The organism is Streptomyces sp. NBC_01334 (assembly GCF_035983595.1).
In the GTDB taxonomy this organism is placed as follows: Bacteria; Actinomycetota; Actinomycetes; order Streptomycetales; family Streptomycetaceae; genus Streptomyces; species Streptomyces coriariae.
Genome location: NZ_CP130719.1, coordinates 1 through 14,852, shown reverse-complemented (window position 1 = coordinate 14,852; position 14,852 = coordinate 1). Strand labels below are relative to the sequence as shown.

The 14,852-nt window shown below is 68.8% G+C and carries 16 protein-coding genes; 7 read left to right on the top strand and 9 right to left on the bottom strand.

Annotated features, from left to right (window positions below; genetic code table 11):
- Positions 1–17: 17 nt before the first annotated feature.
- Entirely contained in the window at positions 18–395 is a 378-nt protein-coding gene (locus OG736_RS44635; protein ID WP_327187912.1) for a transposase, read from the top strand.
- On the opposite strand, the gene OG736_RS44630 is transcribed toward OG736_RS44635, so the two are convergent.
- The gene (locus OG736_RS44630; protein WP_442817218.1) at positions 337–681 is read right to left on the bottom strand and encodes a hypothetical protein; all 345 of its coding nucleotides are present in this window, start codon (positions 679–681) and stop codon (positions 337–339) included. The genes OG736_RS44635 and OG736_RS44630 overlap by 59 nt on opposite strands.
- A 238-nt stretch (positions 682–919) precedes the next feature.
- On the opposite strand from OG736_RS44630, the gene OG736_RS44625 reads away from it, so the two are divergent.
- The 4 genes from OG736_RS44625 to OG736_RS44610 all read left to right on the top strand — a co-directional run bounded on the left by OG736_RS44625 (position 920) and on the right by OG736_RS44610 (position 5,322).
- Positions 920–1,726 carry a 5'-methylthioadenosine/S-adenosylhomocysteine nucleosidase family protein gene (locus tag OG736_RS44625; protein ID WP_327187911.1) on the top strand — a complete coding sequence of 269 codons (807 nt, stop codon included), beginning with the start codon at positions 920–922 and terminating at the stop codon, positions 1,724–1,726.
- Between the two features lie 251 nt (positions 1,727–1,977).
- The gene (locus tag OG736_RS44620) at positions 1,978–2,184 is read left to right on the top strand and encodes a hypothetical protein (RefSeq protein ID WP_327187910.1); all 207 of its coding nucleotides are present in this window, start codon (positions 1,978–1,980) and stop codon (positions 2,182–2,184) included.
- Positions 2,185–2,316: 132 nt separating this feature from the next.
- Entirely contained in the window at positions 2,317–2,502 is a 186-nt protein-coding gene (locus tag OG736_RS44615; RefSeq protein ID WP_327187909.1) for a hypothetical protein, read from the top strand.
- A 30-nt stretch (positions 2,503–2,532) separates the two neighbouring features.
- Positions 2,533–5,322, top strand: a complete 2,790-nt coding sequence (locus OG736_RS44610; RefSeq protein ID WP_327187908.1) for a protein kinase domain-containing protein — start codon at positions 2,533–2,535, stop codon at positions 5,320–5,322.
- Between the two features lie 143 nt (positions 5,323–5,465).
- Here OG736_RS44610 and OG736_RS44605 read toward each other — a convergent pair whose 3' ends face one another.
- A complete protein-coding gene (locus OG736_RS44605) occupies positions 5,466–5,873 on the bottom strand; it encodes a TIGR02391 family protein (protein WP_327187907.1) in 408 nt (135 codons plus the stop codon).
- Between OG736_RS44605 and OG736_RS44600 the strand changes: the two genes are divergently transcribed.
- Together OG736_RS44600 and OG736_RS44595 are read left to right on the top strand one after the other, a co-directional pair.
- Positions 5,872–6,714, top strand: a complete 843-nt coding sequence (locus OG736_RS44600; RefSeq protein ID WP_327187906.1) for a hypothetical protein — start codon at positions 5,872–5,874, stop codon at positions 6,712–6,714. The two genes, OG736_RS44605 and OG736_RS44600, sit on opposite strands and share 2 nt — an antisense overlap.
- A 90-nt stretch (positions 6,715–6,804) precedes the next feature.
- Positions 6,805–7,032, top strand: coding sequence for a hypothetical protein (locus tag OG736_RS44595; RefSeq protein WP_327187905.1), 228 nt, complete (start codon positions 6,805–6,807; stop codon positions 7,030–7,032).
- A gap of 689 nt (positions 7,033–7,721) precedes the next feature.
- Here the strand turns inward: OG736_RS44595 and OG736_RS44590 are convergent.
- From OG736_RS44590 to OG736_RS44560, 7 genes are all read right to left on the bottom strand, one after another.
- Positions 7,722–8,606 carry an ATP/GTP-binding protein gene (locus OG736_RS44590; RefSeq protein WP_327187904.1) on the bottom strand — a complete coding sequence of 295 codons (885 nt, stop codon included), beginning with the start codon at positions 8,604–8,606 and terminating at the stop codon, positions 7,722–7,724.
- Positions 8,600–9,220, bottom strand: coding sequence for a hypothetical protein (locus OG736_RS44585; RefSeq protein WP_327187903.1), 621 nt, complete (start codon positions 9,218–9,220; stop codon positions 8,600–8,602). The genes OG736_RS44590 and OG736_RS44585 overlap by 7 nt, the downstream gene beginning before the upstream one ends.
- Before the next feature lie 518 nt (positions 9,221–9,738).
- Complete coding sequence (locus tag OG736_RS44580) at positions 9,739–10,632, bottom strand: replication-relaxation family protein (protein WP_327187902.1); 894 nt, start codon at positions 10,630–10,632, stop codon at positions 9,739–9,741.
- A 290-nt stretch (positions 10,633–10,922) separates the two neighbouring features.
- Positions 10,923–11,711 (bottom strand): hypothetical protein, encoded by a 789-nt coding sequence (locus OG736_RS44575; RefSeq protein WP_327187901.1) that lies wholly within the window; start codon positions 11,709–11,711, stop codon positions 10,923–10,925.
- A gap of 466 nt (positions 11,712–12,177) precedes the next feature.
- Complete coding sequence (locus OG736_RS44570; RefSeq protein WP_327187900.1) at positions 12,178–12,540, bottom strand: hypothetical protein; 363 nt, start codon at positions 12,538–12,540, stop codon at positions 12,178–12,180.
- Positions 12,541–12,693: 153 nt separating this feature from the next.
- Entirely contained in the window at positions 12,694–13,191 is a 498-nt protein-coding gene (locus OG736_RS44565) for a hypothetical protein (RefSeq protein ID WP_327187899.1), read from the bottom strand.
- Between the two features lie 496 nt (positions 13,192–13,687).
- Positions 13,688–14,185 carry a hypothetical protein gene (locus OG736_RS44560; RefSeq protein WP_327187898.1) on the bottom strand — a complete coding sequence of 166 codons (498 nt, stop codon included), beginning with the start codon at positions 14,183–14,185 and terminating at the stop codon, positions 13,688–13,690.
- Positions 14,186–14,852 lie beyond the last annotated feature (667 nt).

Here is a 14,852-nt window from a genome sequence, read left to right as displayed (position 1 = left end):
CAGCTGGACGCGCCGGATTGCACCTCGGGAAAGGACGGCGCGAGGTCGGTGCCCCTGCGGGAACGCAGCACTATACAGCTGTCTTCCGGGGACTGGCGCGGGTCTGGGCCGACGGCGGTTACACCGGCCATCTCGCCGACTGGACCGCCCAGCACCTCGGACTCGTACTCGACGTCGTCCGCCGCAGCGACGACGTCAGCGGCTTCCAGGACTTGCCCCGCCGCTGGGTCGTGGAAAGATCCTTCGCCTGGTTTTTGAGCAGCCGGCGCCTGGTCCGTGACTACGAACGACGCACCGACACCAGCGAAGCCGTCATCCTGTGGTCGATGACCATGCTCATGAGCCGTCGCCTGGCCGCCCACCACCCCCGACCTGTTCCGGCGCGGGCAACGTGAACCGGCCCGGTCTCTCCTCGACCAGCCAGCCCCGCTCCACCAGCCGCTTCAGCCGTGCCCTCGCTCCCTCAACGCGGGAGGCAGACGCGCTGTCCCAGCCCAGCACCATGGCCGCCCGCCGGGCATCAAGCCCTTCGGCACTGGCCTCCGCAGCAGCGGCCATCAACGCCTGGTAGTCCGCGTCCGCCAAGTCCGGCCGCACCCGGTTCAGTTCGCCTTCGAGCTCCTCCACCCGCACCGCCGCGGCCTTCCGCCGCGCTTCCAGAACCGCCCGCATCGACGGCATCCGCCCCCCACAACATCCAGACCGGCAACGAGCCGAGACTTCCGTGAAAGCTGCAATCCCATGCCTGACCAGCGGAATCCGCACCTCAGGTTCGGAAAGAGGATGGCCTCTGAGTTACGGTGCAAAGTGCGCGCCCATGCTCTTCCATGGCGGAACCAGTCATGCCCCCTCAATCGTCCCTTACGGTTATGTCCAGGTTCCACACCGGGACCTGGCGCGGATGCCTTAGGTCGGTGGCATGGCAGAGAACGAGCAACACCCCAGCGTGGTGATCCTGACAGCACTCTCCGTGGAGTATGAGGCTGCACGCGCCCACCTCACCGGCATCCGGAAACTGACCCACCCCCTCGGCACCCGCTTCGACCTCGGACGTCTGCCCGGCACCCCCTGGTTCGTTGCCCTGGGGCAGATCGGCGAGGGCAACGGGGCAGGAGCGGTGATCACCGAGCGGGCTAACAGCTGGCTCGCCCCCGAGGCACTCCTCTTTGTCGGCGTGGCGGGTGGGCTGAAAGACGACATCGCACTCGGGGACGTCGTGGTCGCCACCCGCGTGTATGCGTACCACGGCGGCAAAATCACTGATGCCGGCTTCCACGCCCGCCCGCGTGTCTGGGAAGCCTCTCACCGTCTGGAGCAAGCCGCCCGGCATGCCCGCTTCGGCCTCGAGCTGTCCGGGCGTGTGCACTTCAAGCCCGTCGCCGCCGGCGAGGTGGTCCTCAACTCCCGTTCCTCGGCACTGTCCGAGCAGCTCATGCACCACTTCAACGACGCCGTCGCCATCGAGATGGAGAGCGCGGGCGTGGCGCAAGCGGCCCACCTGACAGGCGTACTTCAGACCCTCACCGTCCGTGGTATCAGCGACAGGGCCGACGGGCACAAGCACGTGGCCGAGTCATCCGGCTCTCAGCAGCGGGCCGCAGCGAACGCGGCGGCCGTCGCCATGGGGGTCCTCTCGGAACTCGAACCCTCCGCCGAGCGAACCACGCCACCGCCTGCCCAGGCTTCCGAGGGGCTAACGTGGACTTCGGGATTCACCTTCAAATGATCAGTGTGGACCCCGGTAGCGCCGGAAGAAGATTGCCTTTCACGAGCGAGCCACTGACCCACTGACAACTCGGGTATAGCTTCGCAACTGACGTGATGGCGTTCTCCGGCTGTGCAAGACCGAGGAGGCCATTATCGGCACGGTCACCCGATCCCCTGCCCTGCCCCGCTGCTGGGACGCTACGACACCGTCGGCCGTCTGCAGTACACCGGCCGTAGCACGACACTGCCGCCGGCCGCGCCCTCGCCGAGATGCTCGCCCCGGCCGCACTCGGCCACCCCTGGACCGGATGGACGTTCTCCGCAGGGTGGGGCAGCCGCGAGCGGCCCGGCCCGGCCTGGTCGTCGAAAGTCGGTATCGACGTTTCCCGGGACAACACCCCGCCCGGTGGCATCGGTCGGGCCCCGACCTTGACGGCGGCCGACGTCCCGCACTGGATGGGCAAGCTGACCGGCTGACTATGCACTGAGTCCTCACGCGACGGACCCCGACACCGCGGCGGAGAAACAGGTTTTCAGGCCAAGTCCGCGCCGCAGCCTGACGGCGATCACATCTGCCGTGCTGACCCTCCCGCAGAGCACGGAGGACGCGTGACCGAGCCGATCACCGGATGGATCTGGGGCCGCAACCTGCGTGCCCTTCTTGAGTTGCAGTCTCACTGCACCGGGTACGTCTTCGACGAAACCGACAACTCGACCGGTGCCGTATCTGCTGTAAAGCCCTTCCGGCTCAGCGTTGGTGCGACACAATCGTGCCCGGCCGGCGCCGACAGATGACCACCAGGCCGAGAGCGGAGAAGGCACAGCGTGGACGAGGTACAAGAGCTGCTGGCCGAGTATGGCCAGTGGGCCGTGGACGACACGGCGTCGGCTCGGGACCGGGCGCAGCAGCTCGCGGGCGTAGTTGCCGACCTGCTGCGGCGCACGGTGCCTGCGGCGGCAGTGCAGGTGTCGGAGACCGGCGCACTACCGGCAGTCTTCTTCGACTTCGAGGGCCGCGACTACCTCGTCAGCTGCACCGTCGACGAGAGCGTGGTAGCGGACGGGACGATCTCGCGCATCGTGAGGGACGCCGGCCTGAGCGGACGGCCTGGTGATACCCGGTGGGTGTTGCTGTCCTGGACACACGAAGCACGGCAGCTCGACCAGCTGATCGACGGGGTACGCGGTTTCGGCGTGGTCCTCGACCGCACGCACCTGGACGCCGCGGTGGCCGGCCTGCTGCCGCTCGCCGATCTCATCCAAGTCGTCTTTCGCCGACGCGAGCCCCATCTGCCGCTTGCCGAGCTGGCAATCTCCCGCCCGGCGCGGGATGTGCCCCTGACGATGACCGCCGCCGACCGGCTGACCGCCACGGTTCATGTGCCGACGCAGACCTGGTGCGGCGCCACCTCGAACGTGGCCCTCGTCGGTGAAATGACTGCGGCGCAGCCGTCGGGTATGACGTGGCGCGCTGGTGACTCGCTGCTGGTCACGTACGAGGACGGCCTGGTGGACCTTGACCCGGTGCGGGGCCGCACACGGTGGTTCCTGACCGTTGACGGCTGCCACGGTGCGCCGCTAGTCGGCCCCGACGGCGCGGTGACGGTTATGGCCGGGCCTGCGGTGCTCCGCTGGCACGAGGGCACCCTGACGGCCGTCGCGGGCGGCTTCGAGCCCGGCGCGGAGCTGCTGTCCGGCCCTGGCGGCGAGCCGTGGGTGCTGTCGGGTTCGGGAGTCACTTACGGAGCGGGTGAGGGGACGTTGGCGCTGACCCGCCTTGGCGACACGGTGGGTGCTCAGCTGCGCTACCCGGTCTCGTTCGAGGCCGCGGTGCGCTCGGCGGCCTGGCTGGACGGGCGCCGGTTCTTCCTGGCCGCCAGCGGGCACAGCGCTGTCGCAGATCTCAGTCGAACCACGGCCCTGGGGCGGCAGCAGGAGTGGATTCGCACCGCCAGCCACTACCCCGGGCACCTGCTCGTCACCGGTCCGGACACGGTGCTGACCGCCTCGCCTGACGGGTCCGGCAACCGCATCACCGTCCGCCGCACCTCGATGGGCGATGGTTCCAGCGAGCCGGTCGTCGAGTACCGGCTCGACCGCGTCATGGGCCTGACACAGACCCCGAACGACGGACCGGCCTACCTCCTGGCATCGGTGCCCGACAACGACCCCGCCCTCCTGAGGCCGGTCCTCACCCGCATCATCGGGCACCGCCCCTCCCCGGGGACCGACCGGTTGCCCGCCGGCGCGGAACCCCAGCTCACCGGTTACGCCCTGGTGCAGGAGTCCGCTCGGGGCGTGAAGAAAGACTACGCCCTGGAACGGCTGCCGATGGCCCGCGCGGGCCAGGCCGACGTGTTCCAGGCCGAACACAAGGCTTCGGGCACGCCCGTGGCCTACAAACGGCGGCGACGGCAGGACTCCGGGGCACGGCGGCGGATGGTGCGCGAGGTGACGGTCGCCCAGCGGCTAGGGGGACATCCCCATGTGATGCCCGTCCTCGACTTCAGTCCTGCCTACGACTGGTTCGTCATGCCGATGGCGGACGCGACCGTTGAGGAGAAGCGAACCGAGCTGGCAAGCGATGAGGCATTGCGCGAACTCGTCGACGCCGTGGCCGCCGCGCTGGCCGAGGCCCATGAACAGGGTTGGGTCCACCGGGACATCAAGCCGTCGAACATCCTGCTCCTGAACGGCCGCTGGACCGTGGCCGACTGGGGTATCGCGCGGCGCCCGCGTGGCGAGACGAGCATCGACAAGCCGTTGACGAACGCGTCGATCGGATCGCTTGGCTGGGCCGCACCGGAGCTCTCGACCGACCCGCACGACGGCTCCTGCCCGGCGAGCGACATCTATGGTCTGGGGCAGGTCATCGGATGGATCCTTACCGGCACCTGGCCCCAGCCGAACATCCCGCTGCTGCCCCCACCCGGGCCGTGGCGCGGCGTGGTGCGTCAGGCCACCTACCCGGATCCGGCCGCCCGTCCCCAGGACATGGCAGCCTTCATCGCGCTCGTCGAGCGCGAGACCAGCCCGCAGACCGAACTGCCCATCACCCGGGCCCAGCGGCTGCTCGAAGCCACCACCGAAGGGGACGAGGACGCAGCCAGGCAGCTGGTTCAGCTCGCCGTCGACCAGCCCGACAACTACGAGCTGTACCTCGATGCCGTCGCCCGCCTTGACCTGGAAGCCGTCGAATCTGCGTTCCTGGCCAATCCGGCCCAGGCCATCACCCTGGTGGAGGCCATGGCGGCACAGGTCGACGGTGACCGAGGCCAGTGGCCAGCCTTCGCCGAGGCCGACCGGGCCATCTACTGGCTGCTGCGGGCAAGCCGCCTCGCAGCTCGCGAAGAGCAGTGGGATCTGCTGGAGGCGGCCGCGCGAGGCATGTGCACCTGGGACGATCACTTCGACCAGTGGAAACCGCAGGATTTCATCAAGAAGTGGCTGCGCTCCCTGTCCGGTCACGGTGCTCAGGTCGTCGCCTCCGTGCTGCGGGAGTTCCCTGGCAGCGCGCGGCACTTCTGGGAATTGGAGAACGAGCGGCGCGTCGACATGGCAATCCGCCGCGCCGTGCAGGCTGCAGTGGCGGCCAACCGGTCTGATGGAGGGTAGCGCCCCGCAGAGCCCGGGAAACACGCTGCCCGGCCAGGTGGAGGTCCAAGCCGTCCACCGGTCCTGTCTCCAGCCCACCGAGGACGGGACGACTACGGGCACACGGCGCATCTGGTGGGCCTGGTGGTCTCTGCGGCTGATACTCAGGACGTGATGTGCGAGCCGTCGAGCCGCCGGTGCACCATCGACAGCGTGGTCAGCAACTCCAGTAACTCCTCGTCGGTGACTGTGCGGTGAAGCCGCGGCTCGTGCGCGGCCGGGTTGCGGTACATGCTGAACAAGCCCTTGACCAGGTTCGCCAGCCCCTTCTGCTCATCGAGCTCCGGCCCCGTGAAGTTCGCGTTGATGGCCACCCGGGCGGTGCCCCGGCCGGGCATGAGCACCGCGTCGACCAGCCGCGCCCCGTTGATCGTTGACGTGGGTACCGATGTCCCGGTGCCCCGACCAGGGGCGACATCACTCGTCCGCGACCATGTCTGTAGCGGATGGTGCAACCTTTCGTAGAGGCCAAGTTGACATTTAGTCGCCTGCGGGTCCACCCTCACTCCCATGGAGACCACGGCCAACGCATCGGAGACCGCGCCCACTTCGCATGCGCCTGATCCAGACGTTCTGACCCCAGGTCAACTGCTGCGGCAGGCAAAGCGGCTGGCTGACGAGGCCGCGAGGCTGCTGGAGCAAGCGGTCGTCGCCGAGAGGATCCGCGGAACGTCGTGGGACACCATCGGCGAGGTCCTCGGTGGGGTGACCAAGTCGGCCGTCCAGAAGCGCTACGGCACGTTCGTCACCGAGTGGATCGAACACAACGTGGACTTCGAGGACGCGCCCGACGGCAGCCCGCGGCAGCTGCCCCTGTTCCCCGACGCCTACGAGGCCTTGTGGACGAAGTGGAAGCGCGCAGCCGACATCATCGCTGCGCAGGATGTGATTGCCGAACTGGCCAACGCCACCACCGCCGTGTCAGGCGAGGGACCCATCCGGGCAGCCGACGCCGACGTCACCCGCGCACCTCTCCTCGTGCCCAGGCAGGCCGCCGTCCATGCCACGCCGTCCTGGTTCCCGGACACTTCCGAGGGGTGGGATGCCGTCGTCGCGCGCGCCGCCGATTACCGACAGCACTTGATGACGCCATGGCGCCGCGATCACATGGCGGCGCGCACGCGCTCCTTGGACACCGAGCGGGTTGATCAGGGTGACAACCCTCATGCGCTGTCCGCGCTCGAACAGCGCGTAGCCACTCTGGAGGAGTTCTTCGCGAAGGTGATTCAGGATGAGGAAGTCTTCACGGACGTGCTTCGACGGAAGTTCTCGCCAGTCCACCGTGAGCCTTCGGAATCCGAGGACAACGAGGATGCCGACGCCCCGGAGGTGCTCTACCGGGGAAGCTTCTGAAATAGCTCCGCCGCCCCCACGTGAGTCCGTCCAAAGAAGCACCAGGGGCGGCGGCAGATCCAACACCTCTATTGAAAGGCGCATGAATCCATGTCGATTATGCAGCTGTCGCCAGCTTCTGGCGACGGCCCGCACGAGCCCCGGCGGCTCACACTCGCTCTGGCGGGGGGATACGCGGCGGGCTACTCCGCTGCCCTCGGTCTCGGCGTGAACCCTGCGAGTGACCAGGGCGGCTCGGGGCAGATCGTCACGCTGGTCTTGGCTCAGGGGGTGGTCGCCGCGCTCAGCTGGGTCTGGGCGCGCGCCCGCCGGGAGTAACGGACTGAGGGGCCCGCACCCTGGAGGTGCGGGCCCTTTCCGCTATGGGGAGACGTCTTCGGTCACCCGCCGGTCTTCTCTGTGGAGACCTGCGGCGCGGGGGCCGTAGTCCCTCCGGCTGTCCGGACCTTGCTGCCCGGGTAGCGGCGTTCCACGGTGTCGGGCTTCGACGGCAAGATGAAGACGACCACTCCACGCGCTCCGGCGGCGTCGCGTGGCGTGACGGACGCAGCCTTTGATCGAGGGGCGTGTGCCTTCGATTTGTAGGCGTCCGGGCGCGGTGGCGTCTGTGATCTGTAGGCCGGGGCAAGGATCGAGCCTTGGACAGCGGCCGTCGCGGAGGGCGACCGCAGTCGGCGTGCTGATGTCGGACTCGGTGTCCGTGAGCCCCCCGCGATCACTCGGGATCACAGGCGGGAGCACGGATGCACCCGGGCCCGCGTGAGCGGCACGGCCTTGCTCCGAGTCGGGCAGGATCGGCTGCTGTCCTGCTATTGGTAGCGGACAGCCGTGTGGCCTGCGGTGGGGTCGGGAGGCGCGGCGGCTCTGCCGCCTGCGGGACGGCGGGGCTCAGCAAGGGGGTTCCTCCGCGGTTCACTCCGTTTGCCCACCATGCAGCACAATCAATGGATACTAGCCGCGACCTTGTTCCAGGCGGCAGCGCGCCGGGACCGCGCCGCCGCCCGGTGTCAGTTGAGGACTTGGAGTTCCGCGAGAGGGATCTGGATTTGGGTCTGGCGGGTTTCGGTGAGTTGGCCTGCCTGTCCTGCGCCGCCGGTGGTGACGTGCCAGTCGATGGTCCAGGTGGAGGTCGCGGTGACCCGGTAGCGGCCTCCGGTTTGGTCGGCGGAGGCGCGGGTGTAGGTGTGTCCGCAGGTGGGGGAGTCCGACTTGCCTGCGGCCGCGGTGTACGGCGTGCCCGGCCCAGCACAGGTCACGACGGCGCCGTCGCCCATCGTCCACACGATCTTGGAGACCTTGGCGGTGGCTGTGACCGTGACGCCGCCTGCCGATGCGCTCGCCGTATTCGGCCCGTATGTGGTCGGGTTCTGGTTGACCCACATCCACATCGGCATCCCGACCAGGTACCGCCCCGCTGCTCGCGGGCTGGCGATGTCGGGGCCGGCGAGCTTCATGGAGTCGACGGCCCGCTGCGCCAGGACGGCCGGGTCGGTGGTAGTCGCTGCGGGCGGAGGGTCGGCGAGCCACTGGTACCGCACGACGGTGTTGAGGCTGTCGAGGTAGTGGCAGGTCTGCTCGTAGACCGCGCCGTCGCCGGGCGTGTGGCCTTCCCAGTCCAGGGAGGCCGCCGGGGGCTGCGGTGCAAGCAGCTCGTACACGCACGTCCACGGATTGCTGCCGTTGCCGCTCCCGCTGCCGCCCTGCGGCTCACTGCCCGCATGGCCCCCGGTGCTGCCGGCCTGGCCTGGGTCGTCGGCCTCCACCTCGCAGATGTAGTCACCGCAGCTCACCCCGCCGTCGGGCCCGTCCGCGAGGGCGGTGGGCGCCGCACCGAACACGACCGCCAGGGCTACGGCGGCTGCGGCCGCCGTAGCCCTGGTCCGGGTCAGCACTTCTTGCCCTGGGGCTCGTCGCGGACGACCCGCCAGCCCTGCGGCCACTTCTCCACCGTGGTCAGCACCTGGTACTTCGTGATCCGATCGGCCGGCAGCGTGACGGGCACACGGGTCTCGGCATCGACCGGCTGCCACCGCGAGACATCGAGGCAGCTGGAGAGCGTCACCCTCGGCGTCGTGCTGTCCAGCTCGGTCTTGGTGACCACCGCATCGGAGAAGGTGACCTTCCCGAGGTAGATCCGGCCCTGCGCGTGCGCACGCTGCGCATCGCTCTCGGCCTTCGACAACGTCTCGGACGCCGCGTACTGCTCCAGGCCCTTGGTGGTGCCGTTGCGGTCGGCGTAGAGCGCCTGCATCTCCTGCCAGAAGCCCCGGTAGACCGTCAACGCGCTCGCCTTCGCCTCGGCTTCCGGATCCGCCGGCGCTGTCGACACGGGCGCGGCCGACGCCGTGAGGGTGGGAGCGGTGGACTCCGCCGCGGTGGTGCCGTCCCCGCCGCTGCACCCGGCCAGGGCCGCGGCAGCGCAGAGCACGGCCGTCAGGGCGGTGAGACGAGTGCGGGTGCGAAGCGCTCCGCTGGCTAACGGTCCGGTGGTGGATTGTCTGGTCACGTTCCCTCTCCGTCATGACACGGGTGTGGTGCACGTGTGCAACCGCAAGGCTACGCATATGCCTGCCAACTTCCCAAGGAGCTACGGGAGTTCACTCCATGCCCATCCGTACCCGGCCGGCCGGGCGCAGGACAGGGCGCCAGGCGGCGGGCGGTGCGCAGTCGGCTCCGCCCTGCGCAGCCGAGCGACCGCCTGCGCAGCCGACAGCGCGGTTGCAGTCAGGTGGCTGCGCAATCGGCCCGGTCGCTGATTGCGCACGACCGGGCGGTGGGCGCCGGCCGTGCGCAGCCGGTCCTTCTGCGCAGTCGGCGGGGTGGTGGCGGGGCACCTGGGTCCGGGGTCTGCGCAGTGTCTGCGCAATGCGCTGACCTGCGGTGGTCGGGCTTGTGGTCGGGGTCACGGCCCACCGTGGTCGGGCCTGTGGTCGGGGGCATTGCGCAGACCACGGGAGCGATTGCGCAGACCAACCACGAAGCGCTGCGCAATCGCCTGCTGCTGCGCACCGCCTACGGCACTAGCTATTCCATCCAGCCGACCCGGCGTTCCGGGTCCCGTACGGGGCGCCAGACAGCCGCGGCGGGTCCGTGCTGGAGGAGGTCGGTCATCGGCGCGGCGAGCACCGTCACCTCGCGTAGGAAGAGGGCGACGGCGTGGTCGACGTCGGCCGCGTGGAGTGCTCGGAGACGGTTGTCGATGCCGGCGGTGCCGGTGCCGTCCAGGACGAACAGCAGCCGCGGGAAGAGCGGGTAGCGCCGCCGCCACTCCTCCGGGACCTGCTCCATCGTGCGGCGCCGGCCAACCGGCGTAGGGGCGTACTGGTGGAGCCGGGCGTAGGCGCGGAGCTTGGCAGCGAGGCGTTCGGGCCCCATCGTCGCCCGGTCGACCTCGAGAAACGCCCGCAACATCGAACCCCCCTCACCAACCCGGCTTCCGCGTTGGTAGTAGAGCAGCGCGTCCGGGATGACGGCCTCACCGCTTCCGATGGGGTGGTGGACCTCGGGCAGGAAGTCCAGGGGCCGGCACACCTCCCCGCGACGGCGGGCATCCAGCAGGAACTGCAGCCCCGTCTCCGTGACCGTCAAGGTGTGGCTCACCCGCAGCCGCGCGGCCACCGGATCCGACACCAGCCTTGGCGGCCGCCGCCCGCGCAGCTCCGGCCACTCCCCGGCAACCTGCACCCCGTACCCGGTGGCGAACCACACCCGGGTACGACCCGCCTGCGGCAGGGTGATCCGGTCGACCAGGCCCTCGGCACGCAGCTTGGCCAACCGTCGCCTCGTCTGCTCGATCCGCACCCCGGGGGCGGTGATCAGATGCAGCTGCTCGGTGGTCGCCATCCGGTACTGCACCAGCACCGCCAGCGCCAGCCGGTCCCCGCCGCCGGCATCCACATCAACCCGCGTTCTCGTCATCGTCGGCAACTCCCCGTACGCACACGATGCGATGCCGCCCTGATGCGGCACCGCGTATGCGACTGAGCGCACCAGCCGGCCCCGACCACACCACCGACCACCCAGGCCCGACCACGGTCACAGTGCGACAACACCACCCCCGACCGGGCCGGTATCCCGCTGACGACTCGCCTACAGCGGTACCCGTCCCCTGGCGCTCCTGGGTGGCTTTGCCGCAGGTCACCACGCCGTTCAGAGGGGTAGGACGTGTGGCGTCCGGCACGCCGTGCAGGTCCGGGCGGGTCCTTGTGTCAGAACGGCGGGTCTCCGGCGCTGGCGCCTGTCCCGTTGTTTGCCCACCAGTAGTCGGGATCGGCCAGGCGGGCGCGTAGTTCGCGGGCTGTGATGTCGTCCGCGTTCTCCAGGGCACTTGCGTCGTGGCCCCATGCCTGGAGCGCGTCCAGGACGCGGTCGCGCCGGAATCGGTCGGTGCTGGTGCCCAGCAGGCGGCCGGCGTGGGGGGCCAGCTCGTTGCGGCGTTCGGTGAGGGCGGGATGCTCGGTGAGAGGGATGGCAGCGACGAGGGCCGCGTCGCGCACGCTCGCGTTGCCGTCGGTCAGGAGGGGCTGAACGGCGCAGTAGATCTGCGGGCGAAGGTCCCGGAAAGCCCGCATGTGAGGACACGCGTCGAGGAAGCCTTCACCGAAATGCTGCCGCCCCATGGCGACGCATTCGTCGTCGGCGTCGTAGGCGGTGTATGCGAGCCAGTCCAGGAGCTGCTCACGCGTGGGGTGAAGTACGTGGTCGTCTTCGCCTGCCGCGGTGGCCGGATGGTTGAGCACGGCCGCGACGTACAGCGCCACAGGCACCGTGGCTTCGTAGATGCTGTTCTGGTGCGTCACTTCATCGAGCGCATCCTTGACGGCACCCGCCCTGACCGACGGGTCGAGGTCCAGGAGACGTACCAGCGCGGACGGCAGAGAATCGCCCGTCCCGTACACAGTGGCGAGCGACGCCCAGTCCGTACCGTCCAAGACCTCCTGATGGTGAGGTACCTCGGAGGGAAAGCCCTCTGCCGTCCAGTTGCCGCTGTTGGTCACAGGCCGAGGCTATAGCCCCAAGCCAGCAGATCCCTGACGCCGGCACCCACATCCGCCCTCGCTCTCGTCATCATCGGCAACTCCCGCACGCACCCGATGCGGTGCCGCCCTGATGCGGCACCGCCGTACGTCCGAGCGCACCAGCCGGCCCCGACCACACCACCGACCACCCAGGCCCGACCACGGTCACAGTGCGACAACACCACCCCCGACCGGGCCGTAAATCCCCGCCGACAACCCCGCCCTCAGCGGCACGCGCACCCGTGGCCTCGCGCGTGCATCACCGCAGGTCACCCCAGCATTTTCAGCGTGGTCGGGACCCCGACATCCCCCTCAGCACACCCCAACACCCGGTCCAGGAACAGAAAAGAGAAGCGGGAAGGGACGGGTGGGTGGGCGCGCGGCCGGGGGATCGGGGCGCCTGTAGGTGTGTTGCGCGTCGGCGAGGCCTCCGCGCATACCCACATCAGGTACGGCCAGGAGGCCCGTAGGTGATGCCGACGTCACCGGCGGAGGTCGCGGCGAGAGCCACGACCTCCCAGACCACGGCCGGGACGCCAACCCGCGGGCCGTCGAAGGCATCATTGAGGAGATCCACGGTCAAGCCCACCGACCTGCCGTCCGGACCCTTCGCCGAAAACTTGACCTCCTGAGCTGCCCACGGCTTCTCGTCGACGGAAGCGAACTGCACCTCGGCGTGGTGCACCACGAAGTCCTCACCATCCCGAGTGAGAGTGAGAGTGAGGGTGCCTGGCCGAAGGTGGATACCGACGTCGACCTGGGTGTCCTCGTGCACCACAACAGGTTCGCCCGTAGCGCTCAGGTCCATGCTGCTCTCCAAGATGAGGGGATGAGGTGGGAGTTCGGTTAAGGATGACAGCTGACGGCCCATCGGGAGAGGGCGTCCAACAGACGGCCGGGGGAGGTCACCGGATGCTGGCGCGACATGGTCTGCAGGACACCCAGGATGGCGCAGCGGGGCTTACAGCCCCTCTGGAGCGGTGCCTGTGGTTTCCGCCTCGTACAGGGCACGGGCTTCGGCCACGGCACGCTGCCAGCTGCGCACCACGCCCCCGTGCTCTCGAGCCAGACGCGCGGCCAGCCCCCGACGGGGACCACCTTCCTCGCGCAGCGCGGCCAGCGCCACGCCCACCGCCTGGTCCCGCTGACTCCGGTCGGCGCTGTACCCGCCGTGGCCGTCACCAGGCTTACGTCCTGCCGCACCCAGCCGGCCCGTGCCGACCTCCTCCTGCCAGGCCGCCCAGAAAGCCTCCACCGCCTGCTGATCGAAGTAATGCGTCCGCCCCACCGTGAGCACGACCTCCGGATGCCGACGCCCCTCCGGCTGCACCCCACGCTGCGCATACCAGCGCTCCACCGTCGAGGAAGACGCACCCGTCAGCTCACGGATCCACGCCCGGCTCACCACCCACCGACCCTCATGCACCCGACGCAGCCCCATCCCCTCCGACACGACCATCCCCCATCCACCCGCACCGCATGCCGCCCTGACACAACACCCCCTAGGATAGGAGAGCTTCGCTGGGAGAAGCACGCTGGCGGGGAATTCCCGGACCAGGTTTACCGGCCTACCGGACACCGAATTCCCCGCCAGCACAAAACGAAAAATCCCGGGCGCAGCAATCGCCTCTTTCATTCCTCGCCTGCCTCCGGCACCGAGCCGCAGGCCGCGCCCGCCACCTCAGCGAACACAAGAAAGTCTCATCCTTCCCCGCGGAGCGGGGGGCCCGGCGCTGCGCCCCGGGCAAGGGAAAAAGCCCCGGCAAGCCGGGGCTTTCAAGGGACGGTTCCCCGCAAGCGGGAAACCCAGCGCGGGTACGGCGCTGCGCGCCTTCGGCGGGAGTGCCAGGCCGTTGGAACCCGACACCCCCGCCGCGCGCACCCCGGGACAGTCTGGGTGAACCATCCCGGGGCAGGGACGCGGGCTAGGTCGCCATCCGCAGCCCGCGAAGCCGCTACAAGACCGTGTAAGCCACCGGCGGATAGACCGCCTCGCCGTCGCCGTCATCCTCCGCATGCACGCCCGGAGCATCCACGAAAGCCGCCCGCTCGCCGTCCCCCACCAGCTCAGCCGCCTCAGCGGCACTGCACTCGTTCAGCACACCCCACGCCAGGTGCCACGCCTGCACGGTGACCGGGCCGCCCGGCTCAGTCGCGGGGGAGCGCAGGTACATCACGCCGTAGCACAGGCTCTGAGCCAGCCCGCAAGCCAGCAAGAAGGCGAAGTTGTCGAAGTACTTCGCGTCCGCACCCACCACGTCGTCCAATGTGCCGGTGCCCTCCACGGTGAGCGGCAGCGTGGCGGACAACGGGCGCTCCTGACCGTCCATGTCCACCCCCAGCCGCATCACGTGCTCACCCGGCGCAAGGCCGCCCATAACCCGGGCCAGCACCGTGTTTGCCTCCTCGCGCGCGTCAGCGAATACGTCCATGGAAATCGGCTTGAGCTTCATTCTTGCTCCCTTTGCTCGCTGAGAGATTTTTTGACCGAGGAAGTTACCGCTTCTTCGGACACCTTTATTCTTCCTCTGTGCGTGAGCCTCTAACCGTTCATTATTGGCCATCCAGCATGGCCAGAATGGGACACACAAATCCCGGACAGATACAGAGGGGAGACCTCGATCCGGGGGACGGTCAGAATCCCAGAACTTACACAGCAAAAAAATGTGATGCACGCGGAGGATGTCGAGCGATCCAAAAGGGTTCAACTCGCTCACCCAACAGTGCGCTTCGGCGAGCGCGAGACGATCCGAATACCTAGACCTGCACCCTTCCCCCCAAATCCGGCAGCCAATGAGCAGCTTTTCAATCCCACATGACGAGCAGTCAGAAACAAGGAGACACCAGGACAACAGACCCAGGGGACAGCAAGCCAGAACCCAGACCTTACACAGCACACGTCCTGATGCACCCTCACTCCTCGCTGCCCGGCGAAGCCGGTAGGGCGGGAGCGCAGCGGACGCCCAGGATTCCCGCTTGCGGGAATCCCCCTATTCGCGCCTGCGCGAATAGGCACCGCCTTTAGAATTCCGTTTACGGAATTCATTCCCGCGCTTGCGCGGGAATCCGAATTGCGCTTGCGCAATTCGCACTCTATGCCCCGGCTTGCCGGGGCATTAC

Excerpts from the sequence above, each read along its gene's own strand:
- OG736_RS44630 (WP_442817218.1), bottom strand. The coding sequence starts at position 681 with ATGCCGTCGATGCGGGCGGTTCTGGAAGCGCGGCGGAAGGCCGCGGCG.
- OG736_RS44625 (WP_327187911.1), top strand. The coding sequence starts at position 920 with ATGGCAGAGAACGAGCAACACCCCAGCGTGGTGATCCTGACAGCACTC.
- OG736_RS44620 (WP_327187910.1), top strand. The coding sequence starts at position 1,978 with ATGCTCGCCCCGGCCGCACTCGGCCACCCCTGGACCGGATGGACGTTC.
- OG736_RS44600 (WP_327187906.1), top strand. The coding sequence starts at position 5,872 with ATGGAGACCACGGCCAACGCATCGGAGACCGCGCCCACTTCGCATGCG.
- OG736_RS44605 (WP_327187907.1), bottom strand. The coding sequence starts at position 5,873 with ATGGGAGTGAGGGTGGACCCGCAGGCGACTAAATGTCAACTTGGCCTC.
- OG736_RS44595 (WP_327187905.1), top strand. The coding sequence starts at position 6,805 with ATGTCGATTATGCAGCTGTCGCCAGCTTCTGGCGACGGCCCGCACGAG.
- OG736_RS44580 (WP_327187902.1), bottom strand. The coding sequence starts at position 10,632 with ATGACGAGAACGCGGGTTGATGTGGATGCCGGCGGCGGGGACCGGCTG.
- OG736_RS44570 (WP_327187900.1), bottom strand. The coding sequence starts at position 12,540 with ATGGACCTGAGCGCTACGGGCGAACCTGTTGTGGTGCACGAGGACACC.
- OG736_RS44565 (WP_327187899.1), bottom strand. The coding sequence starts at position 13,191 with ATGGTCGTGTCGGAGGGGATGGGGCTGCGTCGGGTGCATGAGGGTCGG.
- OG736_RS44560 (WP_327187898.1), bottom strand. The coding sequence starts at position 14,185 with ATGAAGCTCAAGCCGATTTCCATGGACGTATTCGCTGACGCGCGCGAG.